The organism is Pseudomonas sp. 6D_7.1_Bac1 (assembly GCF_025465945.1).
Classification (GTDB): domain Bacteria; phylum Pseudomonadota; class Gammaproteobacteria; order Pseudomonadales; family Pseudomonadaceae; genus Aquipseudomonas.
The window spans coordinates 81,820-106,440 of record NZ_JANLNW010000067.1; the positions used below are offsets into that span (position 1 = coordinate 81,820).

The 24,621-nt window shown below is 58.1% G+C and carries 22 protein-coding genes and 1 pseudogene; 15 read left to right on the top strand and 8 right to left on the bottom strand.

What is annotated here, in order from left to right:
- Nucleotides 1-4 precede the first annotated feature (4 nt).
- Nucleotides 5-1,432: an exodeoxyribonuclease I gene (gene sbcB, locus NTD87_RS17855; RefSeq protein WP_262115372.1), complete on the top strand. Its 1,428-nt coding sequence runs from the start codon at nucleotides 5-7 to the stop codon at nucleotides 1,430-1,432.
- 99 nt (nucleotides 1,433-1,531) lie between these two features.
- On the opposite strand, the gene mvaT is transcribed toward sbcB, so the two are convergent.
- Complete coding sequence (gene mvaT, locus NTD87_RS17860) at nucleotides 1,532-1,906, bottom strand: histone-like nucleoid-structuring protein MvaT (RefSeq protein WP_083356977.1); 375 nt, start codon at nucleotides 1,904-1,906, stop codon at nucleotides 1,532-1,534.
- A 347-nt stretch (nucleotides 1,907-2,253) separates the two neighbouring features.
- On the opposite strand from mvaT, the gene purU reads away from it, so the two are divergent.
- Together purU and NTD87_RS17870 are read left to right on the top strand one after the other, a co-directional pair.
- Nucleotides 2,254-3,102: a formyltetrahydrofolate deformylase gene (gene purU, locus NTD87_RS17865; protein WP_262115375.1), complete on the top strand. Its 849-nt coding sequence runs from the start codon at nucleotides 2,254-2,256 to the stop codon at nucleotides 3,100-3,102.
- A gap of 80 nt (nucleotides 3,103-3,182) precedes the next feature.
- Entirely contained in the window at nucleotides 3,183-3,380 is a 198-nt protein-coding gene (locus tag NTD87_RS17870; RefSeq protein WP_262115376.1) for a hypothetical protein, read from the top strand.
- A gap of 6 nt (nucleotides 3,381-3,386) precedes the next feature.
- On the opposite strand, the gene NTD87_RS17875 is transcribed toward NTD87_RS17870, so the two are convergent.
- On the bottom strand, nucleotides 3,387-5,276 hold the full coding sequence (locus tag NTD87_RS17875; protein WP_262115377.1) for a methyl-accepting chemotaxis protein: 1,890 nt from the start codon (nucleotides 5,274-5,276) through the stop codon (nucleotides 3,387-3,389).
- A 228-nt stretch (nucleotides 5,277-5,504) separates the two neighbouring features.
- Here NTD87_RS17875 and NTD87_RS28095 point away from each other — a divergent pair.
- Nucleotides 5,505-5,621 (top strand): annotated as a pseudogene (locus NTD87_RS28095) (hypothetical protein); the annotation flags it as partial.
- Between the two features lie 31 nt (nucleotides 5,622-5,652).
- Here the strand turns inward: NTD87_RS28095 and NTD87_RS17885 are convergent.
- Nucleotides 5,653-6,108, bottom strand: a complete 456-nt coding sequence (locus NTD87_RS17885) for a DUF721 domain-containing protein (RefSeq protein WP_262115378.1) — start codon at nucleotides 6,106-6,108, stop codon at nucleotides 5,653-5,655.
- Between the two features lie 306 nt (nucleotides 6,109-6,414).
- On the opposite strand from NTD87_RS17885, the gene secA reads away from it, so the two are divergent.
- The 4 genes from secA to NTD87_RS17905 all read left to right on the top strand — a co-directional run bounded on the left by secA (nucleotide 6,415) and on the right by NTD87_RS17905 (nucleotide 12,235).
- On the top strand, nucleotides 6,415-9,150 hold the full coding sequence (gene secA / locus NTD87_RS17890) for a preprotein translocase subunit SecA (RefSeq protein ID WP_262115379.1): 2,736 nt from the start codon (nucleotides 6,415-6,417) through the stop codon (nucleotides 9,148-9,150).
- A gap of 137 nt (nucleotides 9,151-9,287) precedes the next feature.
- Complete coding sequence (argJ, locus tag NTD87_RS17895; protein ID WP_262115381.1) at nucleotides 9,288-10,505, top strand: bifunctional glutamate N-acetyltransferase/amino-acid acetyltransferase ArgJ; 1,218 nt, start codon at nucleotides 9,288-9,290, stop codon at nucleotides 10,503-10,505.
- A 156-nt stretch (nucleotides 10,506-10,661) separates the two neighbouring features.
- Entirely contained in the window at nucleotides 10,662-11,294 is a 633-nt protein-coding gene (locus NTD87_RS17900; protein WP_262115383.1) for a glutathione S-transferase family protein, read from the top strand.
- Complete coding sequence (locus NTD87_RS17905; RefSeq protein ID WP_262115384.1) at nucleotides 11,291-12,235, top strand: Nudix family hydrolase; 945 nt, start codon at nucleotides 11,291-11,293, stop codon at nucleotides 12,233-12,235. Before NTD87_RS17900 ends, NTD87_RS17905 begins: the two co-directional genes overlap by 4 nt.
- A gap of 135 nt (nucleotides 12,236-12,370) precedes the next feature.
- On the opposite strand, the gene NTD87_RS17910 is transcribed toward NTD87_RS17905, so the two are convergent.
- From NTD87_RS17910 to NTD87_RS17920, 3 genes are read right to left on the bottom strand one after another with little or no spacing between them, the layout of a single operon-like run.
- Nucleotides 12,371-12,952, bottom strand: a complete 582-nt coding sequence (locus NTD87_RS17910) for a cob(I)yrinic acid a,c-diamide adenosyltransferase (RefSeq protein ID WP_262115386.1) — start codon at nucleotides 12,950-12,952, stop codon at nucleotides 12,371-12,373.
- Nucleotides 12,953-12,954: 2 nt separating this feature from the next.
- Entirely contained in the window at nucleotides 12,955-14,991 is a 2,037-nt protein-coding gene (locus tag NTD87_RS17915) for a sensor histidine kinase (RefSeq protein WP_262115388.1), read from the bottom strand.
- Between the two features lie 45 nt (nucleotides 14,992-15,036).
- The gene (locus NTD87_RS17920) at nucleotides 15,037-15,954 is read right to left on the bottom strand and encodes a putative 2-dehydropantoate 2-reductase (protein WP_262115389.1); all 918 of its coding nucleotides are present in this window, start codon (nucleotides 15,952-15,954) and stop codon (nucleotides 15,037-15,039) included.
- Nucleotides 15,955-16,096: 142 nt separating this feature from the next.
- On the opposite strand from NTD87_RS17920, the gene NTD87_RS17925 reads away from it, so the two are divergent.
- Nucleotides 16,097-16,582 carry a YajQ family cyclic di-GMP-binding protein gene (locus NTD87_RS17925; protein ID WP_262115390.1) on the top strand — a complete coding sequence of 162 codons (486 nt, stop codon included), beginning with the start codon at nucleotides 16,097-16,099 and terminating at the stop codon, nucleotides 16,580-16,582.
- 138 nt (nucleotides 16,583-16,720) lie between these two features.
- Nucleotides 16,721-17,557, top strand: coding sequence for a mechanosensitive ion channel family protein (locus NTD87_RS17930; RefSeq protein WP_262115392.1), 837 nt, complete (start codon nucleotides 16,721-16,723; stop codon nucleotides 17,555-17,557).
- Nucleotides 17,558-17,796: 239 nt separating this feature from the next.
- Here the strand turns inward: NTD87_RS17930 and NTD87_RS17935 are convergent, their stop codons facing one another.
- A complete protein-coding gene (locus NTD87_RS17935) occupies nucleotides 17,797-19,143 on the bottom strand; it encodes an OprD family porin (RefSeq protein WP_262115393.1) in 1,347 nt (448 codons plus the stop codon).
- Between the two features lie 923 nt (nucleotides 19,144-20,066).
- Between NTD87_RS17935 and NTD87_RS17940 the strand changes: the two genes are divergently transcribed.
- Nucleotides 20,067-20,492: an HIT domain-containing protein gene (locus NTD87_RS17940; protein WP_262115395.1), complete on the top strand. Its 426-nt coding sequence runs from the start codon at nucleotides 20,067-20,069 to the stop codon at nucleotides 20,490-20,492.
- 3 nt (nucleotides 20,493-20,495) lie between these two features.
- Nucleotides 20,496-20,702 (top strand): SlyX family protein, encoded by a 207-nt coding sequence (locus NTD87_RS17945; RefSeq protein WP_262115396.1) that lies wholly within the window; start codon nucleotides 20,496-20,498, stop codon nucleotides 20,700-20,702.
- Nucleotides 20,703-20,797: 95 nt separating this feature from the next.
- Here NTD87_RS17945 and NTD87_RS27885 read toward each other — a convergent pair whose 3' ends face one another.
- Entirely contained in the window at nucleotides 20,798-21,400 is a 603-nt protein-coding gene (locus NTD87_RS27885; RefSeq protein WP_315975329.1) for a cold-shock protein, read from the bottom strand.
- Between the two features lie 587 nt (nucleotides 21,401-21,987).
- Here NTD87_RS27885 and NTD87_RS17955 point away from each other — a divergent pair.
- The 3 genes from NTD87_RS17955 to aspS all read left to right on the top strand — a co-directional run bounded on the left by NTD87_RS17955 (nucleotide 21,988) and on the right by aspS (nucleotide 24,598).
- Nucleotides 21,988-22,335 carry a ribbon-helix-helix domain-containing protein gene (locus NTD87_RS17955; RefSeq protein WP_262115398.1) on the top strand — a complete coding sequence of 116 codons (348 nt, stop codon included), beginning with the start codon at nucleotides 21,988-21,990 and terminating at the stop codon, nucleotides 22,333-22,335.
- Between the two features lie 182 nt (nucleotides 22,336-22,517).
- Nucleotides 22,518-22,739, top strand: coding sequence for an FmdB family zinc ribbon protein (locus NTD87_RS17960; protein WP_003209804.1), 222 nt, complete (start codon nucleotides 22,518-22,520; stop codon nucleotides 22,737-22,739).
- 83 nt (nucleotides 22,740-22,822) lie between these two features.
- A complete protein-coding gene (gene aspS, locus NTD87_RS17965) occupies nucleotides 22,823-24,598 on the top strand; it encodes an aspartate--tRNA ligase (protein ID WP_262115400.1) in 1,776 nt (591 codons plus the stop codon).
- Nucleotides 24,599-24,621 lie beyond the last annotated feature (23 nt).

The following is a 24,621-nucleotide window of genomic DNA, read 5'->3' on the forward strand; positions in this document are numbered from 1 at the left end:
ACCCGTGACCTCCATCTTCTGGTACGACTACGAAACCACTGGCATCACACCGCGCTGCGACCGCCCGCTGCAAGTGGCCGGCATTCGCACTGACTTCGACCTCAACGAGATCGACGCGCCGGTCAATCTCTACTGCCAGCCAAGTGACGACATCCTGCCTCACCCGGCGGCGTGTGTGATCACCGGCATTACCCCGAGCCGCCTGGCGGAACAAGGCCTGAGTGAGGCTGACTTCATGACCAGGGTTCATGCGCAGCTCGCCGCTCCCGGAACCTGTGGTGCGGGTTACAACACCTTGCGCTTCGACGATGAAATGACCCGTTACAGCCTGTACCGCAATTTCTTCGACCCGTATGCGCGGGAGTGGCAGGGCGGTAATAGTCGCTGGGATCTGATCGATGTGGTGCGCGCGGCGTACGCGTTGCGCCCGGACGGTATCGTCTGGCCAGAAGAGGACGGCCGCGTCACGTTGAAACTCGAACGCCTGACCGCCGCCAATGGCATCGATCATGGCCAGGCCCACGATGCGTTGTCCGACGTGCGCGCAACTATCGCCCTGGCGCGGTTGATCCGCGACAAACAGCCGAAACTCTACGACTGGCTGTTCAAGTTGCGCAGCAAGCAGAAGGTCATGGATCAAGTCCGTCTGTTGCAACCGATGGTGCATATCTCCGGGCGTTTCTCGGCCGCCCGCAGCTATGTCGGTGTGGTCTTGCCGCTGGCCTGGCACCCGCGTAATCGCAATGCATTGATTGTCTGCGACCTGCATCTCGACCCGCAGGGGCTACTTGATCTGGACGCCGAGACCTTGCGTCAGCGTTTATACACTCGCCGTGAGGATCTGGCCGAAGGCGAGTTGCCGGTGCCACTCAAACTGATTCACATCAACCGCTGCCCGGTGGTGGCGCCGTTGTCGGTATTGCGCGCCGAAGACCAGCAACGACTGCAACTGGACACGGCGCTGTATCAGGCGCGCGTACTGCGGCTAAGTGACGCACAAGAAGTGTGGCGAGATAAAGTTCTGGCGATTTATGCCAGTGAGGATTTCACGCCGAGTGAGGATCCTGAGCAACAGTTATACGACGGCTTCATTGGCGACCGGGACCGGCGTTTATGTGAACAAGTCAGAACGGCTGACCCGATGCAATTAGCGCAAGAGCAGTGGCCGTTCGATGATGAACGTTTGCCGGAATTATTATTTCGTTATCGCGCGCGTAACTTTCCTGACACGTTGAATGACGAGGAGCACGAACGCTGGAGATTATTCTGTCAGCAACGTTTGTCAGACGCCCGATGGGGTGCGCCCAATACCTTGCAGGGTTTTAATGAGGCGACGGCGCAATGGTCGCTTAGTGCTACACCGATTCAGCAGCAGGTACTGAACGAGTGGCGTGAGTATGCTGACTCATTACGCAAACGTTTGGGTCTTTGAAATAAGCCGTACAAATACCGAATGCCAGACATAAAAAAACGCCAGCGGTTGCTGGCGTTTTCTGGTGTTCGCAAATGAACCTGCGAAGCGGGTTGCGGCTTAGCCCAGCAGGGTAGCCCAGCTTTCAACCACGTCACCGCCCCACTTGGCTTTCCACTCTTTCAGTGTCTTGTGGTTGCCACCTTTGGTTTCGATGACTTCGCCGTTGTGCGGGTTTTTGTATTGTTTAACCTTGCGGGCACGCTTGGTGCCGGTAGTTTTTACTGCACCGCGTGGCGCTTTAACTTTGGATTCCGGATCCAGCAGGGCGATGATGTCGCGCAGGGACTTGGAGTATTCGCCCATCAGGGTACGCAGTTTGCCTTCGAATTCCAGCTCGGTTTGCAGTTTGTCGTCTTGGGACAGGTTCTTCAAACGGGCTTGCAGCTCTTTGATAGCTTCTTCGGTGGCGCGGTATTCGTTGATCAAGGACATGAGGACTACCTTATGTTGGGCACTGGATGGCAGGGAACAGTGGCGCAATAATAGTCAGGGTGTTTCATCAAGTAAACATTTAAGCAGGCTTTTATTTAAATTAATTAGAGTGTTTAGCGCAAAAGCCGCATTCGCTGTTAAAACTTGTCAGGGTTTCATCACAGATACTCACAATTGCCCGCTTGCGTATTTCGCCAAAGAACATTGTTGTGCGTTCAGGGAGCCTTTCGGCATGGCGAGGCACCGCTCGTTGCGCTGATACGCTGGGCAGGGCGTCAGGAATACTGCAGTTTTGCTGCGCAATCGCTAGAATAGCGGCCTTTGCGAAGTTCTGGAGTTTTCCCCCCATGCGCACTTTTCGGCTAGTGATTGCTTGCCCGGACCGCGTCGGTATCGTTGCTAAAGTCAGTAACTTTCTGGCGTCACATAACGGCTGGATCACTGAAGCGAGCCATCACTCGGACAATCTCAGTGGCTGGTTTTTCATGCGTCACGAAATTCGTGCCGACTCGCTGCCATTCGGCCTTGAGGCGTTTCGTGAGGCGTTTGCGCCGATCGCCGAAGAGTTCTCGATGAACTGGCGTATCACCGACACCGCGCAGAAAAAACGCGTTGTGCTGATGGCCAGCCGCGAGTCGCACTGCCTGGCCGACTTGCTGCACCGCTGGCACAGCGACGAGCTGGACTGTGAAATCTCCTGCGTGATTTCCAACCATGACGACCTGCGCAGCATGGTCGAGTGGCACGGCATTCCTTATTACCACGTGCCGGTGGACCCGCAGAACAAAGAGCCGGCATTTGCCGAAGTCTCGCGCCTGGTCAAGCAGCACGACGCTGAAGTGGTGGTGCTGGCGCGTTACATGCAGATCCTGCCGCCGGCGTTGTGCACTGAGTACGCCCACAAGGTCATCAACATTCACCACAGCTTCCTGCCGTCGTTCGTCGGTGCCAAGCCGTACCACCAGGCGTCGATGCGTGGCGTGAAGCTGATCGGTGCGACCTGCCACTACGTGACCGAAGAGCTGGACGCCGGCCCGATCATCGAGCAGGACGTGGTGCGTGTCAGCCACAGCGACAGCATCGAAGACATGGTGCGTTTCGGCCGTGACGTCGAGAAGATGGTGCTGGCCCGTGGCCTGCGCTATCACCTGGAAGACCGCGTGCTGGTGCATGGCAACAAAACCGTCGTGTTCTGACTGCTGAGTACTGATTGAAAAAACAAGGGCCTGAGAGTTCAATCGCTTCAGGCCCTTTTTTTCAGCGTGAGGTAGGGGAGATGACTGATCCACTGGATAAAGCAACATCCAAAGCGCCCGCGACCTTGGGCGAGGGGTGCTTGAGTCGTTACGACCCGGATGACCTGAGTGCCGAAGATGGCACCGAGTTTCCTGGTGCCGCCGAGCTCTGGGAGCAATTGCAGGAAGAGCCCGCGCCTACAGCTGTAGGCGCGAACTTACCCGAGAAAAAGCCCTAAAGGGCGTTAAATCCGGAAACTGCCTACAAGCTGCTTCAATCGCGACGCTTGCCGCTCCAGGTCGGAACAGGCCCGCAGCGTCGATTGCAGGTTTTCCACGCCTTCCTGATTCAGGGTGTTGATCTCGGTGATGTCGACATTGATCGACTCCACCACGGCGGTTTGTTCCTCGGTGGCGGTGGCCACCGACTGGTTCATGCCGTCGATCTCACCGATACGCAGCGTCACGCTGTTCAGGCGCTCACCCGCGAGGTTGGCGATCTCTACGCTTTCCTGGCTGTGGCGTTGGCTGTCGCTCATGGTGCTGACCGATTCGCGGGCGCCGACTTGCAGCTCCTCGATCATGGTTTGCACTTGCTGCGCCGACTCCTGGGTGCGGTGCGCCAGGTTGCGGACTTCATCGGCAACCACCGCGAAACCACGTCCGGCCTCACCGGCCCGTGCTGCTTCAATCGCCGCGTTGAGCGCCAGCAGGTTGGTTTGCTGGGAGATGCTGGTGATCACTTCGAGAATCTGCCCGATGTTCACGGTCTTGCTGTTCAGCGACTCGATGTTGGTGCTGGAGGCGCTGAGCATGCTCGACAGCTGATTCATTGCGGCGATGCTGCGGTCGACCACTTGCTGGCCGTCTTCGGCCAGGCTGCGGGCATCGCTGGCCTGATGAGAGGCTTGCGCCGCGTTCCGGGCGATTTCCTGAGCAGCAGCGCCCAGTTGGTTGATCGCGGCCGCCACACTGTTGGTCCGGCTCGATTGTTCGTCGGAGTTGAGCATTGACGAGTTCGACGCGCTGACCACCCGCAGGGCCACTTCGTTGACGTGCTCGGTCGCCGACGACACTTCGCGGATCGAACCATGGATACGTTCGACAAAGCGGTTGAACGCGCTGCCCAGGATGCCGAATTCGTCCTGGCTCTGGATGGTCAGGCGACGGGTCAGATCGCCTTCACCGTCGGCAATGTCCTGCATGGCGCGGGTCATGACGTGCAGCGGCTGGATCAGGATACGGATCAGCATGCCGAGCAAGGCGATGATGATTGCGACGGCGATCACCGTGGCGATGATCGCCGAGGTACGGAACGAACTGAGCATCGAGAAAGCCTTGCCCTTGTCCACGGACAGGCCGATGTACCAGTTGACCGACGGCAGGCCTTTGATCTGGGTGAAGGTGAAAATGCGCGTCTGGCCGTCGACCTCGACTTCAGTGAAGTTGCTGCCGATGCGTGGCGTGTTTTGCGGATAGGCTTCGCTGAGCGATTTCATCACCAGCGCTTTGTCCGGGTGGACCAGGATTTTGCCGTCTGCGCTGACCAGGAACGCGTACCCCATGCCGCCGAAGTCCAGGGCCTTGAGGTTGTTGATCAGGGTTTGCAGGCTCAGGTCACCGCCGACAACGCCAACGCTTTTGCCGGCCTTTTTCGAGGCGGTGGCGATGGAGATGATGGTTTGGCCAGTGGCCGCATCTATATAGGGTTCGGTCAGTGTGGCGGTTGCGCTGTTTTCGGCGCCTTTATACCAAGGGCGAACGCGAGGATCGAAACCGTCCGGCATTTTCGCATCCGGGCGGATGGTGAAACTGCCGGTGGCGTCACCCAGGTAGGACGCCATGAAGGTCGAGGTCAGGGCGTTCTGTTCAAGCAGGCTGGCGACGTTGGCTTGTTCGGGGTTGATAGCGATGTTCTGGGCGAGGTTTTCGACCAGGAGAATGCGCCCGGTCAGCCAGGTTTCGATATTGGCAGCCGTGACATTACCCATTTCATTCAGGTAGTTGTCGAGGTCCTGACGAATCGCGTTGCGCTGCAAATAGTCGTTGTACAGCGTAAAGGTGGCGAATGCGGCAATGACGATGAGGGCGGCGGCAAGCAGGATTTTGTGGCTGAAGCGCAGATTATTGTTCATGGCTTGAGGTGTCCGCTAAGGTCATATTTGTTGGGGCGTGTTGCGTTGAAAAGCGCGCGCACAATGGGCGCTGTTGCACATAGGCTGATATTTCCGTCTGTCCTTAGGGAATTATCGGACCTGATTTTCAGTCTGGTCTCTCGCTTATATCTATCGGCTGCGCAGGACTAAAGCTTAAACGCGGGCGACCAAATGCCTGACGCACCGACAAGCCCGGCAGTTTATGAGGGGGGGGCGGCGGGGCAGGTATTGAAGACGGCAATGCGACAGGCGGTTAATCAGTCGGGGCGACAACGGGTCCGCGGTTTGATGGGGTCGTTGCTCGGCGGCAGCAAACGCCGCTGAATATTTTTTGGATGCCCACATTGGTTCTATGTCAGGCCTTGGGTTTGGCGTGCGCCGCCAGGCGTTCGAGCGCAGCGCGCAGTTTCGGATCGCTGATGCCATCGGCGGTGGCCTGGATGGTTGCGCCCGCATCGGTCGACAAACTGATGGTATGGCCAGCCGCCCCTTGTTGCACGGTTGGCGGTTGAACCTTGAACAGAATTCGCGTCAGGCTGGCGAACTCGTCGAACATCTGTAATTGCCGTTGCAGACGCTTTTGCTGATACCGCAGGCGGGTGGCCCAATGACCATCGGTGACAATCAGCAACAAGCTGCCTTCGCGCCACGACGCCACATGGCAATGTTCACGAGCGGCCGGCTGCAACTGGCTTTCCAGCAACCGCTGTAAATGACCCAGGCGTTGTGCGTGGCCGAAAATGGCTTTTAACGGTTTGGCTTCGCGAAGCAGAACGGCGGGTGCTCTGGCCGTAAGAGGGCGAAATGCCATGATCAGACACCTGAAGTAACAGAGCCGCCATGGTAGCAGAAAGCACTTGATGCACCTGACCCATTGCTTTGTGACCGCTTTACTCATTAAATCAATGAGTAACTTCTGCCGTGCATGGCTTGAAGTTCAGCAAAAAGCCCTTATTTTAAGTGAGCCCCGTAACAGCGCTGTGCATGCATCGTGGAACAACGCCACTTTCCTCACCATCGTTTCCGGGTAGAATGCTCGTTCGCATGCGGCCATGAGGGCTGCACGGGCGACTCACGGGGCCGCCCTCCATCCCTTTGTGTGGAAGATCCTGCCGATATGTTTGCGCCTTTGTTAAAGAAACTTTTTGGAAGCAAGAACGAGCGTGAAGTCAAGCGCATGCTCAAGACGGTACAGATCGTCAATGCCTTCGAAGAGCAAATGGTGGCCCTTTCGGACGATCAGCTGCGCGCCAAGACTGATGAGTTCAAGGCCCGCATCGCCAAAGGTGAAACCCTCGACAAACTGCTGCCTGAAGCCTTTGCGGTTGCCCGCGAAGCCGGCAAGCGGGTGATGGGTATGCGCCACTTCGACGTCCAGTTGATCGGTGGCATGACCTTGCACGAAGGCATGATTGCCGAAATGCGTACCGGTGAAGGCAAGACCCTGGTGGCCACACTGGCCGTTTACCTCAACGCGCTTTCCGACAAGGGCGTGCACGTTGTCACCGTGAACGACTATCTGGCTCGTCGTGACGCCAACTGGATGCGTCCGCTCTACGAATTCCTCGGCCTGAGCGTCGGCGTGGTTACGCCGTTCCAGCCGCCGGAAGAGAAGCGTGCTGCCTACGCCGCCGACATCACCTACGGCACCAACAACGAATTCGGTTTTGACTACCTGCGCGACAACATGGCGTTCAGCATGGAAGAAAAATTCCAGCGCGAACTCAATTTTGCCGTGATCGACGAAGTCGACTCGATCCTGATCGACGAAGCCCGTACCCCACTGATCATCTCTGGTCAGGCCGAAGACAGCTCCAAGCTCTACATCGAGATCAACAAGCTGATCCCGCAACTGGAGCTGCATGTCGAAGAAGTGGAAGGCGAAGTCACCAAGGCCGGTCACTACACCGTCGACGAGAAGACCCGTCAGGTCGAGCTCAACGAAGCCGGTCACCAGTTCATCGAAGACGTGCTGACCCGCATCGGCCTGCTGGCTGAAGGCGAGAGCCTGTACTCGTCGCACAACCTGGGCCTGCTGACCCACGTTTATGCCGGTCTGCGTGCGCACAAACTGTTCCATCGCAACGTCGAATACATCGTCCAGGACGGTCAGGTTGTACTGGTCGACGAGCACACCGGCCGTACCATGCCGGGTCGTCGTCTGTCCGAAGGCCTGCACCAGGCCATCGAAGCCAAGGAACACCTGAATATTCAGGCCGAGAGCCAGACCCTGGCTTCGACCACGTTCCAGAACTACTTCCGTCTCTACAACAAGCTGTCTGGCATGACCGGTACGGCGGACACCGAAGCGTTCGAATTCCACCAGATCTACGGTCTGGCGGTGATGGTCATTCCACCGAACAAGCCGCTGGCGCGTAAAGACTACAACGACCTGGTGTTCCTCACCGCGGACGAGAAGTACGCCGCCATCGTTGCCGACATCAAGGAAAGCATGGCCCAGGGCCGCCCGGTACTGGTGGGCACCGCGACCATCGAAACGTCCGAGCACATGTCCAGCCTGCTCGTGAAGGAAGGCATCGAACACAAGGTTCTGAACGCCAAGTTCCACGAAAAAGAAGCCGAGATCATCGCTCAGGCCGGTCGTCCGGGTGCGCTGACCATTGCCACCAACATGGCCGGTCGTGGTACCGACATTCTGTTGGGCGGTAACTGGGAAGTGGAAGTCGCCTCCCTCGAGGATCCGACCCCCGAGCAGATCGCCCAGATCAAGGCCGACTGGCAGAAGCGTCACCAGCAAGTGCTCGAATCGGGCGGCTTGCAGGTGATCGCCTCCGAGCGTCACGAATCGCGCCGTATCGATAACCAGCTGCGCGGTCGTGCCGGTCGTCAGGGTGACGCCGGTTCCAGCCGTTTCTACCTGTCGCTGGAAGACAGCCTGATGCGCATCTTTGCCTCGGACCGGGTGAAGAACTTCATGAAGGCCCTGGGCATGCAGCCTGGCGAAGCGATCGAGCACCGCATGGTGACCAACGCCATCGAAAAGGCTCAGCGCAAGGTTGAAGGTCGTAACTTCGACATTCGTAAGCAACTGCTCGAGTTCGACGACGTCAACAACGAACAGCGTAAAGTGATCTATCACATGCGTAACACGTTGCTGGCTGCCGACAACATCGGCGAAACCATCGCCGACTTCCGTCAGGATGTGCTCGACGCAACGGTCAGCGCACACATTCCACCGCAATCGCTGCCTGAACAGTGGGACGTTGCCGGTCTGGAAGCAGCCCTGCAGAGTGACTTCGGGGTGAGTCTGCCGATCCAGCAATGGCTCGACGAAGATGATCACCTGTACGAAGAGACCCTGCGCGAGAAGCTGATGCAAGAGCTGCTGGCGGCGTACAACGAGAAAGAAGAGCAGGCGAGCGCTGAAGCGCTGCGCACCTTCGAGAAGCAAATCGTGCTGCGCGTGCTGGACGACCTGTGGAAAGACCACCTGTCGACCATGGACCACCTGCGTCACGGCATCCACCTGCGTGGTTATGCACAGAAGAACCCGAAGCAGGAATACAAGCGCGAGTCGTTCACGCTGTTCTCCGAGCTGCTGGATTCGATCAAGCGCGACTCGATCCGTGTGCTGTCGCACGTTCAGGTTCGCCGCGAAGATCCGATCGAAGAAGAAGCGCGCCTGCGTCAGGAAGCCGAGGCACTGGCTGCACGCATGCAGTTCGAACACGCCCAGGCCCCAGGTCTGGAGCAACCGGAAGCATTGGGTGAGGAGCTCGACGTGGCCCTCGCTGTCGCTCCGGTGCGTAACGAGCAGAAGCTGGGCCGCAACGAGCTTTGCTATTGCGGTTCGGGCAAGAAGTACAAACACTGTCACGGCCAGATCAACTAAGATTTTTGCCAGACATTGAAATACCCGCGCCGCGACCGGCTTATGCCGTCGCGGCGTTTTGCCATTTAAATCACCGATGCCAGGTTAAAAAAGAACAGGGCGACGACGGTGCAGATAACATTTTAAGGAGCGCATTCATGGCTGTTGGTCTTGGTCCTTTGCCAACGTTGCACCCGGTTGCCGGTTTTGAACTCGGTATCGCTTCGGCCGGCATCAAGCGCCCTGGGCGCAAAGATGTCGTGGTCATGCGCTGTGCTGAAGGTTCCACGGTCGCCGGAGTGTTCACGTTGAACGCCTTTTGCGCAGCACCGGTGATTCTGGCCAAGCAACGCGTGCAAGGCCCGGTACGCTACCTGCTGACCAACACCGGCAACGCCAACGCCGGTACCGGCGAACCTGGCCTGGCTGCCGCCGAGCGCACGTGCGCCAAACTGGCTGAGTTGACCGGTGTCGACGCCAGCCAGGTGCTGCCGTACTCCACGGGCGTAATCGGCGAACCGCTGCCGGTCGAGAAGATCGAAGGCGCGCTGCAAGCTGCCCTCGATGACCTGTCGGAGAACAACTGGGCGGCTGCGGCCACCGGGATCATGACCACCGACACCCTGCCAAAGGGGGCGAGCCGGCAGTTCCAGTATGAAGGCGTGACCATCACCGTCACCGGGATCAGCAAAGGCGCCGGCATGATTCGTCCGAACATGGCGACCATGCTCGGTTACATCGCTACCGACGCCAAAGTGTCCCGCGAGGTGTTGCAAAACCTGATGCTGGACGGCGCCAACAAGTCGTTCAACCGCATCACCATTGACGGCGACACCTCGACCAACGATTGCTGCATGCTGATCGCTACCGGCAAGGCCGCACTGCCGGAAATCACCTCCGCCAGCGGTCCACTGTTCGCAGCGCTGAAGCAGGCGGTGTTCGAGGTTTGCATGGACGTAGCCCAGGCCATTGTTCGCGACGGCGAAGGCGCGACCAAATTTGTCACCGTTGAAGTCAACGGCGGCGGCAATCACCAGGAATGCCTGGACGTCGGTTACACCGTGGCGCATTCGCCGTTGATCAAGACCGCGCTGTTTGCCTCCGACCCGAACTGGGGCCGTATCCTGGCGGCCGTTGGCCGTGCCGGTGTGCCGAACCTGGACGTGAGCAAGATCGACGTGTTCCTTGGTGAAGTCTGCATCGCCAGCCGTGGCGCGCGCGCCGCGACTTACACCGAAGCCCAGGGTTCGGCCGTGATGCAACGTGAAGAAATCACTATTCGTATCGAACTGGGTCGCGGCGATTGCAGCGAAACCATCTGGACCACCGACCTGTCCCACGAATACGTGAAGATCAACGCTGAGTACCGCACATAACCAGGATTTAGACTCAGTTGCTCTAATCGCGAGCAGGCTCGCTCCCACATTGGATCTATGTACACCTCAATCCCTGTGGGAGCGAGCCTGCTCGCGATGACGGTCTGTCAGTCACCACAAGACTGGCTTGTTCATTTCATCAAAAGGCGCCTGAACATGAGTTACCACCTGATCATCGGCGACAAACTGTATTCCTCCTGGTCCCTGCGCGGGGCTCTGGCGCTGGAACTGGCCGGCGTGAGCTACACCGAAGAACTGATCAAGCTGAACCAGCCTGACACCCGCGAGCGCCTGCTCAAGCATTCGCCGACCGCCAAAGTCCCGTTGCTGAAAACCGAACACGGCACCATTGCCGACTCGTTGGCGATCGCCGAGTACCTGGTTGAGCGTTTCCCGAACGCCAACCTTTGGCCGAAGGACATCGCCGCCCGCGCCCAGGCCCGTTCGGCCTGCGCACAAATGCACAGCGGCTTCTTTGCCATGCGCGGCAACATGCCGTTTGACCTGAGCCACGATGCACCGCTGTCGCCGATGCCGCCTGAAGTGAAGGTGGAAGTCGAGCGGATGCTGGCGTTGTGGGCTGAATGCCGTGCCGTTGCAACTGAGCCCGGCCCGTTCCTGTTCGGTGGTGTGAGTCTGGCGGACGCCTTTTTCGCACCGATTGCCGTGCGCCTGCGTACTTATCAGGTGGCGTTGCCGGCGGTTGATGCCGCCTATGTCGAAGCAATTTACCAATGGCCAGCCTTCAAGGCCTGGCAGAAAGCCGGTTTAGAGGAAATAGTGCGGTGAAACGAGTTCATGTAGCGGCGGCTGTCATCCGTGATGCCAGCGGCAAGATCCTCATCGCTCGCCGCGCCGATAACCAACACCAGGGCGGCCTGTGGGAGTTTCCCGGTGGCAAGGTCGAGGACGGTGAAGCGGTGCAAACCGCACTGTCGCGCGAGCTGAAGGAAGAGTTGGGCATTGTGGTCAGTGCCGCTCGGCCATTGATCAAGGTTCAGCATGACTACCCGGACAAGCAGGTGTTGCTGGATGTCTGGGAGGTCTCGGCGTTTACCGGCGAACCCCATGGCGCAGAAGGCCAGCCGTTGGCGTGGGTAACGGCGCGTGAACTGGGTGACTACGAGTTTCCGGCCGCCAACCAGCCGATCGTGGCGGCTGCGCGCTTGCCAGGCGACTACCTGATCACCCCGGAAGGGCTGGAAACTCCGGCCATGCTGCGCGGTATTCAGAAAGCCATCGCCGGTGGGATCAAGCTGATTCAGTTGCGTGCGCCGAATGGCTACGACCCGCAATACCGCGATCTGGCGGTGGATGCCGTGGGGTTGTGTGCCGGCAAGGCGCAACTGATGCTCAAGGGCCCGTTCGAGTGGCTGGGAGACTTCCCGGCCGCCGGTTGGCACATCACCGCCGCGCAGCTGCGTAAGTACGCGAGTGCCGGGCGTCCGTTGCCCGCTTCGCGCTGGTTGGCGGCCTCCTGCCACAACGCCGAGGAACTGAGCCTGGCCGAGCAGATGGGCGTGGACTTCGTCACCCTGTCACCGGTTCAGCCGACCCAGACTCACCCGGATGCATTGCCGCTGGGTTGGGAGCAGGCCTCGCAATTGATCGCGGGCTTCAGCAAACCGGTGTTTCTGCTCGGTGGAGTAGGCCCCGCTGAACGGCAGAAAGCCTGGGAAGCGGGCGCGCAGGGCGTGGCGGGGATTCGGGCGTTTTGGCCTGAGGCCTGATTCTGCGGTGTGGCTACTGGCCCCTTCGCGAGCAGGCTCGCTCCCACAGGTGATCTCTAGTGTTCACATATATTGTGTTCACAGGAGATCCAGTGTGGGAGCGAGCCTGCTCGCGATGACGGCCTGATAGACGGACTAAACCTCAGGCTTCGCTGCCGCCTGCCACAAAATCTCCGCAATCCCCTGGCGCTTGGCAATCAGCCGAGCCGCCACAAACAACAGGTCCGACAAGCGATTGATGTACGCCAGGCCAACTCCGGCCAACGGCTCCAGCGCATTGAGATGCTGGCACCGCCGCTCGGCACTGCGCGCCAGGCTGCGGCAGACGTGGGCTTGGGCAATCAAGGCTGAACCACCGGGCAGAATGAAATTCTTCAGCGGTCCCAGCTCCTCGTTCCAGACATCGATCGCCGCTTCCAGGCGTTCGACTTCCGCCGCATTCAGCGCCTGATACACCGGCATTGCCAGTTCGCCACCCAAGTCGAACAACCGGTGCTGGCAAGGCTCAAGCACCTCGATCACCTCAGCCAGGCCAGGATGTTCGCGGCATTGCTCAGCCAACCTGGCCAGCAGCAATCCCAACTGACTGTTCAGCGTATCGACTTCGCCGATGGCCTCGACGCGTGGATGGTCCTTGGGGACACGGCGACCGTCGCCAAGCCCGGTTTCACCTTTGTCGCCGGTGCGGGTGTAAATCTTCGACAGGCGAAAACCCATGCTTAGCCCTCCAGTTGTTTGAGTTCGTGAGAGGCGAGCGGGGTGCCCGCCAATGGCAGGCGCAAGGTGATACAGGTGCCTTGGCCGAGGGTCGATTGCACTTCCATCTGACCCTTGTGGTTGTTGGTGATGATGAAGTACGACACCGACAGCCCGAGGCCGGTGCCCTGGCCGATTTCCTTGGTGGTGAAGAACGGTTCGAAGGTGCGTTTGCGCACGTTCTCGCTCATGCCCACGCCGTTATCTTCCACCTGGATTTCTGCCCACGGCGGGTTCAGTCGGGTGCGCAGAATGATTCGCCCTGGCTCGCGGTCGTCTTCACGCTGGTGAATCGCCTGGGCAGCGTTTTTCAGCAGGTTGAGCAGCACTTGTTCCAGTTCGTTGGCGGTGCCGGGCACCGGGCCCAGTTGCGGGTCGAACTGACGAGTGATGGCCTGGCCCTTGAAGTCGAAGCCAATGGCCAGATCGAAGTCGTTGCCGGCGATTTCCACCGCTTGATCGATCAGTGCCGGCAGATCGCACGGGGCCATTTGGCGGTTGCTGCGACGACTGAAACTGAGCATGTGGGTGACGATTTTCGCCGCTCGGGCGCCGGCCTGCTGAATACCGTCGAGCAGTTGCGGCACTTCGCGGCTGTGCAGGTAGCGATTGACGCTGTCCAGCGCGATGCCGAGCTGTTCGGCGGTTTCGATGTTCTTGGGCAGGTCCGCCGACAAGCGCCGGCGAATGTTCTGCACGTTATGCAGGATCGCGCCCAAGGGGTTGTTGATTTCGTGGGCCATACCCGCCGCGAGGCCACCGACCGAGAGCATCTTCTCCGACTGCACCATCATTTCTTCCAGGGACAGGCGCTGGGTGATGTCGTCGATCCGGATCACCACGCCACGTCCGGCACCGCCCATCAATGGATAAAAGGTCAGCGCGTAATGCTTGGGTTCGTCGTCCTTGACCCAGGTGACGCGCTCGATCTTGGCCACGCTGTGCTGCTCGACGGTTTCCTTGAGCTGCGGCAGGAACGGCTTGAGCGGTTCGAAGGCGAGGAAGATCGGCTGGTTCAACGCTTCGTCCAGGCGCGTGCCGGAGAGTGCGCTGGCCTCCTGGTTCCATTGGGTCACGTAGAGCTGTTCGTCAAGGGCGATCAGTGCCGAAGGCATCGAGTCGATAATGCTGTTGAGGTAGTTCTGAAAACCGGTGAGTTTCTTCTCGATCTTGCTCCGCACCTGGACTTCCAGTTCCAGCTTGCGGTTGGTGTGACGGGTTTCCTCGGCCAGGCCCTGGGCCTGGTCGTAGGCGGCCTGGGAATCGTCCCGCGCCCGTTTGAGTTGCTGCTCGCGGGCTTCGATGCGCGAGAGCATGGTGTTGAAGGCTTCGGCGAGGCTGCCGATTTCATCGTGGTTACCGCGAGAGGCACGCAACGAGTAGTTTTCTTCGCGAGTGACCTGCCGGGACAATTCTTCGAGCTCATGGATGGGGCGGGTGATCAAGCGTTTGATCTGCCGGGCAATGACCAGCCACAACAGCACGCTGAAAATCAGAATCCCGAGGCTGGCGGTCAGGGTGCCGGTGTAGAAGGCCATGGGCAACTCGCTGCTGGCCACCAGCAGCAGGTGGCCGGGCGCCTCGCCCGGGCGCAGCAGGGTTATCAACTGATTGCTGCGAAATTCGGTGGCCTGCCAGGCCTCGATATCCCGATAGTGCTCAGGCAGCTTGAGCTTTTCGCCGTGCTGCACCTGGGCCAGGCGCTGGCCTTTGCCGTCATACAGCGCTGCCGTTTTGAGCGGTGAATAGCTCTTGAGTTCGTTGAGCAGCCTTTCGGCTTCTTCCGGCGAGTTCAGCGCCTGGACGGCGATTGACGGGTTGGCCACCAGTCGGCCGATGGTCTGCAAGGCCTGTGGGGCCATGCTTTCCTGGGAAATCCAATAGGCGGCGCTGATAAAAGTCAGGTTGGCCACCAGCAATACGGTGGTCAACAGCACCAACAGGGCGGCCAGCAGTTTCTGGCCGACAGGCAGGTTTTCAAGGCGCTGGCGCAATGGCATTGGGGTCGTCGCTAAAAAGGAACAGGAAGGCAGCGTAGCCGCTGCTCAGTCGCTGGGCAATCCGCGCGTGTGCAGGTGCGTGATCAACCGCTGCTGCAATTGGTTGAGGTGCGGCAGCACCAGTTGGTGTCTCGACGCGACGGCGCAAGCGTGCCCGAGCAGGTAACTGATTTCGGTTCGGCGTTGATTGGCGACGTCCTGGTACATCGACGAGTAGTTGGCCGCCGTCGCTTGAATCACCCGCTCGACTTCCTGCTGCAGGTTCTGCGCAGCGGTCGGCTGGCCGCAACGTTGCAGCAACTCGCTCAGCTCGGCGCAGAGGGTGGCGACCTCGCAATGGTGCTGTTGCAAGCCGCCGTTGCGGCAGTCATGCAGGACGGTCAGAGGGTTGATCGCACAATTGAGCGCCAGTTTGCGCCACAGCCGGGTCAGGATGTCCGTGCTCCACTCGTGGGGGATGCCGGCCGCGCTCAGGTCATCCAGCCAGATCGGTGGGGTAGGGTGGCTGGCATCGCCGAGCCAGGTGAACCCATGACCGGCAAACACCACGCGCCAGTCGTCATCGCGAAACGCGCCTTCGGTGCTTGATGCGAAGATGCAGCGCGCCTGCGGGACGCGTGCGGCCACTGCGTCCTGGCTGCCAAGGCCGTTCTGCAACAGAATCAGCTCGGCGTTGGGCGCCAGGCGCGGGGCCAGTTGCGCCACCGCGCTTTCGGCGTCGTAGGCTTTGCAGGCGACCAGCAAGCGGTCTATCGGCCCGATGCTGTCGACGGTCTCGCCGGGAATCGCATAGCGCTGCGCTTCGCCCTGTTCAACCAATGTCAGCCCGCCTGCGGCCTGATAGGCCTGCAATCGCGCCGCATCGCGCACAATCAGTTTCACCGGCAGGCCGGCCCGCGCCAGACGCGTGGCCCACAGGGTGCCCAGACTGCCAGCGCCAAGAATGTGCCAGGTGGTCGACATCAGCTTTTTGCTCGGATTGGCTGGCGCATGTGAGGCTCGCAGTGAAGGATGTGAAAGACCCGTTATAATCAGCGCGGATTTTAACCGCAAGCCAGGCGTGCTCCATTTCTATTGAGCGCGCCCTTTTTATTGGAGAAATTACATGCCGTCGTTCGACGTGGTATCCGAACTGGACAAACACGAAGTCACCAACGCGGTCGAGAACGCCGTCAAGGAGCTCGACCGTCGTTATGACTTGAAAGGCAAAGGCAGCTTCGAGTTCAAGGAAAAGGACCTGACCGTCAACCTCACTGCCGAGGCCGACTTCCAGCTTGAAGCGATGATCGAGATCCTCAAGCTGGCATTGGTCAAGCGCAAGATCGACGTGCAGTGCCTTGAGGTAAAAGACGCCTATGCTTCCGGCAAGCTGATGAAGCAGGACGCTGTGCTCAAGGAAGGCATCGACAAGGAGCTGGCGAAGAAGATCGTTGCTCACGTCAAGGACGCCAAGCTCAAGGTCCAGGCCGCCATTCAGGGCGAGCAGGTACGCATCACTGGCAAGAAGCGTGATGACCTGCAGGAAGCCATTGCGGCATTGCGCGCCAAGGAATTTGGCATGCCGCTGCAGTTCAACAACTTCCGCGACTGATCAGTCTCAGGGAACCTCCGGGCGTTATTGACGTCCGAGGCCCCAGCAGCGGCAGAAATGATTGAGCCTTAGCCGGTTCGGTTGTTCTGCCGCTGGGTTTTTTACACGCCGGGTAGCCGGGAATCAGGAGAGATATAGATGGACATAAATGCTGAAGTGGACAACCTGGTCAAGGCTTCCCAGACCTGGATCCCGATGATCATGGAGTACGGCAGCCGTGTGCTGCTGGCGGTCATTACCCTGGCCATTGGCTGGTGGCTGATCAACAGGCTGACCCACAAGGTTGGCAAACTGCTGGCCCTGCGTAATGCCGACCTGGCGTTGCAGGGGTTTGTGACCAGCCTGGCGAATATCGTTCTCAAGATGATGCTGATTGTCAGCGTAGCCTCGATGATCGGTGTAGAAACCACCTCGTTCGTGGCGGCTATCGGTGCGGCGACACTGGCCATCGGTCTGGCGTTGCAAGGCAGCCTGGCGAATTTCGCTGGCGGCGTGCTGATCCTGTTGTTCCGTCCGTTCCGTATCGGTGACTTCATTGAAGCTCAAGGTACCGCAGGTACAGTCGACAGCATTCAGATCTTCCATACGATTATCCGCACTGGCGACAACAAGACGGTCATCGTGCCCAACGGCATTCTGTCCAACGGCATCATCACCAACACCAACCGTCAGCTGACCCGTAAGGTGGTGTTTGACGTGAGTGTGAATTACGACGCCGATTTGCAGAAGGCGCGTGAAGTGCTGCTGGAGCTGGCCAAGGATGAGCGCGTGTTGGCCGATCCGGCGCCAGTAGCGGTGGTATCGACCCTGGGTGACAGCTCGATCACCGTGTCCCTGCGTGTCTGGGTGAATACCGCCAATTATTGGGATGTGCTGTTCCTGTTCAATGAACACTCCCGCGATCGTCTGAAGGCCGCAGGTATTGATATTCCGTTTCCACAACGCGTCATTCGTATGGTTCAGGAAACAGCGTAACAAGTACGGGTCACTTGGCCTTGTGGTCAAGTATCGGCGACGAACTCAAGGGGCGATAAGCCCCTTGAGTGTTTTTACAGTCTGCTGTTTTGTTGTTCTGAAACCGGGATAGAGTGCTGGCTTATTATTAGCTGGCTATTTATTAGTGTTGATTTCAAGTTGTCATAAATCAGGCACAAAAAAAGGCCCATCAGTGATGGGCCTTTTTTATATCCAGCGAACAACTGTAGTCGTAGCGATTACAGGATGTTCAGCGGGTACTCGGTGATCAGGCGGAACTCGTTGATATTGCCTTCGCCCGAGTCGTCACCGTTAGCTCTGTGCCAAGCTTGGCGTGCACGGAAGGACAGGTCTTTCAGAGGACCGGCCTGAACAACGTACTTGGCTTCCAGGTTGGTTTCGAAGTGCTTGCCATCTGCGCCGTACTGACCAACATACTGGCCGTTAGGATCAGCATGGGTACCGTCGATGCCTTGGCCGTGGACATAACGAGCCATGAAGCTCAGGCCTGGTACGCCGTATTCAGCCATTTTCAGGTCATAACGTGCCTGGATGGATTTCTCGCCAGGGCCGTTAAAGTCAGAGTACTGGATGGAGTTGGCCAGGAAGATCGAATCGCCACCACGGTCTTGGCGATCGCCCACACCGATGTAGTCGAATGGTGTATCACCGTGTACCTGCTGGAAGGCCAGGGTAAAGGTGTGCGCCTTCAGGAAGGAGTAGGCAGCCGCCAGCGAGTAGGCAGTGTTGTCGATCTTGCCTGCTTTCGCTGCGCCGGTGTCAGTTGTGTGATAGACGTTGACGTCGAAGTTCAGGGATTGGTCAGTCGCCAACGGAAGGGTGTAGTTCGTGTTGGCGTAGTACTGGTTCCAGGTGTCTTGGAGCTTGGCACCGTAGAGGGAAACGCTCAGGTTCTCATTGATGCCATATTTGCCACCCAGATAGTCGGCGGACTGGACGGTGGTGCCCGCATATGCAGTCCGGAGGTTGCCCTGCATCGTCATCTGGTCCTGGCTGCTGCCAGCATAGAAGTGACCGGCTTCGAGATCGAGGTCTTTGACCTCGCTGCTTTGCAGTTGGAAACCACGAGCGGTCTGCTGGAACAGGCGGCTGCCACCGAGAGCGAATACTGGAGCAGTGGTAGGCGTCTGGTCACCAAATTTCAGCTCGGTTTTGGAGATGCGAACAGCTACTGCCGCGCCTGCTTTACCCATGCTGTCGTTGACGTGCTTATTATTGGCGTTGTCCACGGAATAGCTCATGTTACCCGTGCCAGCATGTCCGTCTGAACCGTCCAGTTTATAGCCAGCATCGCCGAAGCCTTCAACACGAACACCCACAGTACCCTGGGTATAGCCTGAGCTGAATTTGCCCAGGATGCCTTGGGTCCAGTCGATCTGGTCGTTGCCGCCGGCTTTAACGTCACGGTTGAAGTAGTAGTTCTTCAGTACTACGCCAGCCGAGGCGCCTTCAACGAAACCTTTTGCGTCAGCCTGGTCGGTTACAAACGGGTCGGCCATAGCGACTTGAGTGCCGGTAGCTGCAGTAACAGCCAGGGCGATCATGCTCCACTTCATCACGCGCATCGTGATTTGCTCCTTTGGTTTTAGAAGAGTACTGCCGTCCCACCTGATTTATTATCTGGGCGGCTCTTTCTTTTTGGGTCGGCGCAAACTTATATCACGCCGACAATGTTGGCGATACTTGCGTATCTAACCTTTCAGCTTCTTTACGGCCCTGTCGCAAAATGCGCTGTAGAGGTCGTAATTCCATAAATTTCATGCCTTCGGACTGACAACTTCAGCGTCGTTTTCCAAGGCTTCAGCATCAGAAAAAAGAAATCCCTGTCCTGCACTTGAAGCTCCTTGGGCAGCCATGCCGCTATTGTTATGAGCCTTAAGGTTCCGACTTCCAGCGGATGCCTTATAGACGATGTGGGTATCAATGCAACAAGCGTGCACAAATCGGCTTTTTGTAGACGTTTTTTTACAAACGCCTGTCTTGATTACCAAAACCGCATGAAACTAGGGCTTTCAAGGCTGATTTGTTTGGGCTTGACTCTGTGGTTCTTCTGGTGTTGCACCATGAAAGAGCATGGGTAACAGCCAAAAATGTTACTTGTTCACCCTAGTGGTTGAGTAGACGGCGGATGCTCGATGGATTCAGCGTAGACGCACTGTGCGAATTTGGTGCAAAACTTTTTGTAAATTGTACGAAATTCATACAGTGAAGGCCTCGAATACAGGTCTGCATTCGCGGGTAGGTCGTTGATTTTTTGACGAAGTTAAAAGGTTCGGTTCTGGATTGGTGCGTCGAGAATAAAAATGTTCAGTGTCGGGGCGTTCATGCGTTGACCGTTTGTATCGGGTCATCAGGCGGAGGAGGCCGTACGTTTTTTTCGCCGTGATCCGTGCGGCGTTCGCGGGTATGCTGCTGTTATGTTGCAGGCGATCAGCCTTTGGGGCTGGGCGCTAAACTGAATCTTATGAATGGTGCAGGAGTGTGCGCGGTGTTCGCTTTAGATCCACGACTTGAACAAGACACCCTGCCGATTGGGGATTTCCCTCTAAGCCGGTTGTTGCTGTCCAATGATTCGAATTATCCCTGGTTTATCCTGGTGCCGCGTCGTGAGGATGTCAGCGAGTTGTTTCAACTGGATGTCGCCGACCAGTTGCAATTGTGGCGGGAAACAACGGAGTTGGCCGAAACACTCAAGGATTCGTTCGACGCGGACAAGTTGAATGTCGCGACCTTGGGTAATGTCGTCAGTCAGTTGCACATGCATGTCATTGTGCGTAAGTGCGATGATGCTGCCTGGCCAGCCCCCGTCTGGGGCAAACACCCGGCCAAGCCTTACAGTGCCGAAGAAGTAGCAGTGATTCGCGAACGGCTTCGTTTGGTTTTGACCGATGACTTCACGTTTCTGGAGGGCTGAATCATGAGCCTGGAAGAGCGCGTTACCGAGCTGGAAAGTCGTCTGGCGTTTCAGGATGACACTATTGAGTCGATGAATGATGTGCTGGTGACGCAGCAGCGAGTGGTCGATCGCTTGCAGTTGCAAATGGCTGCGTTGCTCAAGCGCCAGGAAGAGATGGTCGGCCAGTTCCAGTCTTTTGAAGAAGAGGCTCCGCCGCCGCATTACTGAGTGCGGATTGCAGCAACGATTCGACAGGCATTAAAAAACCGCGATGCAGTCAGGCTGCATCGCGGTTTTTTATTGCGCAGGGAACGGGGCTGAAATCAGCGGCGCGGCAGAGCGGCGATCACGTCTTCAGCTTGCAGGCCCTTGTCGCGGTTCATGACAGAAAACTCCACGCGCTGGCCTTCGACCAGGACGCGGTGACCTTCGCCACGGATTGCACGGAAGTGCACAAAAATATCATCTCCGGAGTCGCGAGAAATGAAACCGAAGCCCTTGGAGGTGTTGAACCACTTGACGGTGCCGGTATCACGATTGGTCATATCGTAATTTTGCGTAGCGGCGGCAGGCGAGGATTGATAGAAGCTGATGGCCAGGTGCAGAAATACGGCAACCAGAGCGACGATGAGGCTGAGCAGAACTGCAGGCTGACCACCAATTACCGGCATCGGTGCGAGGAGTGTCAGGGTTTGCAGGACAACGGCAAGCACCAGCAAGGCGCTGACCAGATTTTGCAGTTGGTGACGTGGACCTTTGTTCCAGTAGGGGATAACCGGAGCGAGGGTCAGGTTGAGCAAGCCGAAGAACGCCAGGTACAGCGCGTCAGGTTGTTGCAGGTAAGGTACGGCTTCGGTTCGCAAGCTAGGGATGAAGGACAGCAGCAGGGCCGCTGCGCCCGTTAGCAGGTGGACGATTTTCAACATTTTGATTAACTCACGTTAAGACGGATCACAAGGAAGAGCTGATTGAGCACGGTTCGCTTCTGAACAATGGGAGGCGCTGGACACGTACCCGGTATCAGCCTATGCGCTGCACCCAGGGAAATAGAGGCAGCGACACGCCTCTATTTAACAGCAAAGCCCAGGCCTTCTCAAATCAAGCGCAGGCGGCACAAGGAGGGAGAGGGCGACGGTGTGATCGGTGTCGTCTGCCGGTGTCATCTGAAGGCTTGTTCTAGAGAGCTCAAGCGGGGTTTTGGCTTCTCGCGGGCAAGGGACCTGCCTTGATCGTTGAGGGTGCCCGGACGGTGCCGTCAGTGCTTCCCCGAGCCTTGGCGCGATGCCTGACTCTTCTGCGGCCTTTTTTCGCCCGGTGATTTTGACTTTTCCTGCAATGAAAACCTGTCTTATGGATAGATCCGGGGTCGTGTTAACGGTCTCCCTGCCGTTGTTGGCTTGTCCTACGTTGATGGTCACAAAGTCATCTGGATATAACGATCCGCTTGCGTTTCTATAAGGAAACAGAGCGTTGCTCTTGTTGAAAGCAAGTATGACAAAGGAGTGTCAGCGGTATGGATCAAGGAACAGGACAAGGGACTGGCGATGTCGCTCGGTTTCAAGGTGTACAGCACGATGTAAAGAGAGATCCGTTTGTTCGGGAGTTTGATATGGGGTTGGCGCGCCCCTTGTCCCGATCAGTACGTTTGAATGGTTTTGCCACCTGTTTGCGTCTTGAACAGGTCTATTGGGACATTCTGGCCAGGATGGCGAAAATCAATAGTTGCTCGGTGAGTGCGTTGCTTTCCTACGTTGATAGAGAGGTGCATCTGCGTCATGGCGGGGTAAAGAATTTCAGCGGGCTGGTCCGGGTGGTGTGTGTTGTGCACAGTTTGAATGAAGGCACCTGCAGCGCTGAATGACGCGCAGGTGTGTGGCCGGGCCGGCCTGCGTGGTCAGGCCGTGGTATCCGTCTGCGGATCTGGATGAGCGTACGCCTGTGCAGAGTTACGGCTGCACAGGCTCGATTTAATGGATATAATCCCGCCCTTTGCCGCGAAACCCAGCGTTTGCGCGGTAATAATCTGATTGCCGAGACAACCCCATGCCGATGTACGACTATCAATGTGCTTCCTGTGGTCATCAGTTGGAAGCCATTCAGAAGATCAGCGCAGCACCGTTGGTCGACTGCCCTGCCTGCCAGGCGCCCGAACTGAAGAAGATGCTGTCCATGCCAGGTTTCCGCCTCAGCGGCAACGGCTGGTACGAAACCGACTTCAAAACCGGTTCGAAGAAGAATCTGGCCGGCGGCGACAAAGCTGACTAAGTTGAACGACACACGCGAGCTCTTGCATCATCTGCGCAAGGCCTCCAATCGAATTTCGAATTACGAGAAGTGAAACCACTACCATGATGCGCAGCCATTATTGCGGCCAACTGAACGAAAGCCTGGAAGGTCAGGAAGTTATCCTTTGCGGATGGGTCCACCGTCGTCGTGACCACGGCGGGGTGATTTTCCTCGATATCCGTGATCGTGAAGGTCTGGCCCAGGTGGTGTTCGATCCGGATCGCGCCGAAACCTTCGCCGCCGCCGACCGTGTGCGCAGCGAATACGTGGTCAAGATCACCGGCAAGGTGCGTCTGCGTCCGGCCGGTGCCGGCAACGCCAACATGACTTCGGGCATGATCGAAGTGCTGGGCTATGAGCTGGAAGTATTGAACGAAGCGGAAACCCCGCCGTTCCCGCTCAACGAGTTCTCCGACGTTGGCGAAGAAACCCGCCTGCGCTATCGCTTCATCGACCTGCGTCGTCCGGAAATGCTCGAGAAGCTGCGTCTGCGTTCGCGCATGACCACCAGCATCCGCCGCTACCTGGACGAGAACGGCTTCCTCGACGTCGAAACGCCGATCCTGACCCGTGCGACCCCGGAAGGTGCGCGTGACTACCTGGTGCCGAGCCGTACTCACGCAGGTAGCTTCTTCGCCTTGCCGCAATCGCCGCAGCTGTTCAAGCAACTGCTGATGGTCGCCGGCTTCGATCGTTACTACCAGATCGCCAAGTGCTTCCGTGACGAAGACCTGCGTGCCGACCGTCAGCCGGAATTCACCCAGATCGACATCGAGACCAGCTTCCTCAACGAAGCCGACATCATTGGCCTGACCGAAGGCATGATCCGCAACCTGTTCAAGGAAGTGCTGGGTCTGGAATTCGGTGAGTTCCCGCACATGACCTGGGAAGAGGCCATGCGTCGTTACGGTTCCGACAAGCCGGACCTGCGTAACCCGCTGGAACTGGTTGACGTTGCCGACCAGCTCAAGGAAGTCGACTTCAAGGTGTTCAGTGGCCCGGCCAACGACCCGAAAAGCCGTATCGCCGCTCTGCGCGTTCCAGGCGGGGCGAGCATGCCGCGCAGCAAGATCGACGACTACACCAAGTTCGTCGGCATCTACGGTGCCAAGGGCCTGGCGTACATCAAGGTCAACGAGCGCGCCAAAGGCGTCGAAGGCCTGCAGTCGCCTATCGTCAAGAACATCCCGGAAGCCAACCTCAATGTGATCCTCGATCGCGTTGGCGCGGTTGATGGCGACATCGTGTTCTTCGGCGCCGACAAGGCCAAGATCGTCAGCGAAGCGCTGGGCGCACTGCGGATCAAGGTCGGTAACGACCTGAACCTGCTGACCTGCGAGTGGGCACCGATGTGGGTGGTCGACTTCCCGATGTTCGAAGAGAACGACGACGGCAGCTTCACCGCCTTGCACCACCCGTTCACCGCACCGAAGTGCACGCCGGAAGAGCTCGAAGCCAACCCGGCGACCGCTCTGTCCCGCGCCTACGACATGGTACTGAACGGCACCGAGCTGGGCGGCGGTTCGATCCGTATCCACCGCAAGGAAATGCAGCAATCGGTCTTCCGTCTGCTGGGTATCAGCGAAGCGGAACAGGAAGAGAAGTTCGGCTTCCTGCTCGACGCCCTGAAGTACGGCGCGCCGCCGCACGGTGGTCTGGCGTTCGGTCTGGACCGTCTGGTGATGCTGATGACCGGCGCCCAGTCGATCCGTGAAGTGATCGCCTTCCCGAAAACCCAGAGCGCTGCCTGTGTCATGACTCAGGCGCCGGGTCTGGTTGACGCCAAGGCACTGCGCGAGCTGCACATTCGTCTGCGCGAACAGCCTAAGGCTGAGTAAGACTGATCGCCCTGGCGCATCGA

Bases quoted from the DNA above. Each gene is read 5' to 3' on its own strand.
- NTD87_RS17960 (WP_003209804.1), top strand. From the start codon at position 22,518: ATGCCGATGTACGACTATCAATGTGCTTCCTGTGGTCATCAGTTGGAA.
- mvaT (WP_083356977.1), bottom strand. From the start codon at position 1,906: ATGTCCTTGATCAACGAATACCGCGCCACCGAAGAAGCTATCAAAGAG.
- secA (WP_262115379.1), top strand. From the start codon at position 6,415: ATGTTTGCGCCTTTGTTAAAGAAACTTTTTGGAAGCAAGAACGAGCGT.
- NTD87_RS17930 (WP_262115392.1), top strand. From the start codon at position 16,721: ATGGACATAAATGCTGAAGTGGACAACCTGGTCAAGGCTTCCCAGACC.
- NTD87_RS17925 (WP_262115390.1), top strand. From the start codon at position 16,097: ATGCCGTCGTTCGACGTGGTATCCGAACTGGACAAACACGAAGTCACC.
- NTD87_RS17915 (WP_262115388.1), bottom strand. From the start codon at position 14,991: ATGCCATTGCGCCAGCGCCTTGAAAACCTGCCTGTCGGCCAGAAACTG.
- NTD87_RS17875 (WP_262115377.1), bottom strand. From the start codon at position 5,276: ATGAACAATAATCTGCGCTTCAGCCACAAAATCCTGCTTGCCGCCGCC.
- NTD87_RS17955 (WP_262115398.1), top strand. From the start codon at position 21,988: ATGGATCAAGGAACAGGACAAGGGACTGGCGATGTCGCTCGGTTTCAA.
- aspS (WP_262115400.1), top strand. From the start codon at position 22,823: ATGATGCGCAGCCATTATTGCGGCCAACTGAACGAAAGCCTGGAAGGT.
- NTD87_RS17920 (WP_262115389.1), bottom strand. From the start codon at position 15,954: ATGTCGACCACCTGGCACATTCTTGGCGCTGGCAGTCTGGGCACCCTG.
- argJ (WP_262115381.1), top strand. From the start codon at position 9,288: ATGGCTGTTGGTCTTGGTCCTTTGCCAACGTTGCACCCGGTTGCCGGT.
- NTD87_RS17945 (WP_262115396.1), top strand. From the start codon at position 20,496: ATGAGCCTGGAAGAGCGCGTTACCGAGCTGGAAAGTCGTCTGGCGTTT.
- NTD87_RS17885 (WP_262115378.1), bottom strand. From the start codon at position 6,108: ATGGCATTTCGCCCTCTTACGGCCAGAGCACCCGCCGTTCTGCTTCGC.
- NTD87_RS17900 (WP_262115383.1), top strand. From the start codon at position 10,662: ATGAGTTACCACCTGATCATCGGCGACAAACTGTATTCCTCCTGGTCC.
- NTD87_RS27885 (WP_315975329.1), bottom strand. From the start codon at position 21,400: ATGTTGAAAATCGTCCACCTGCTAACGGGCGCAGCGGCCCTGCTGCTG.
- purU (WP_262115375.1), top strand. From the start codon at position 2,254: ATGCGCACTTTTCGGCTAGTGATTGCTTGCCCGGACCGCGTCGGTATC.
- NTD87_RS17910 (WP_262115386.1), bottom strand. From the start codon at position 12,952: ATGGGTTTTCGCCTGTCGAAGATTTACACCCGCACCGGCGACAAAGGT.
- NTD87_RS17870 (WP_262115376.1), top strand. From the start codon at position 3,183: ATGACTGATCCACTGGATAAAGCAACATCCAAAGCGCCCGCGACCTTG.
- NTD87_RS17935 (WP_262115393.1), bottom strand. From the start codon at position 19,143: ATGCGCGTGATGAAGTGGAGCATGATCGCCCTGGCTGTTACTGCAGCT.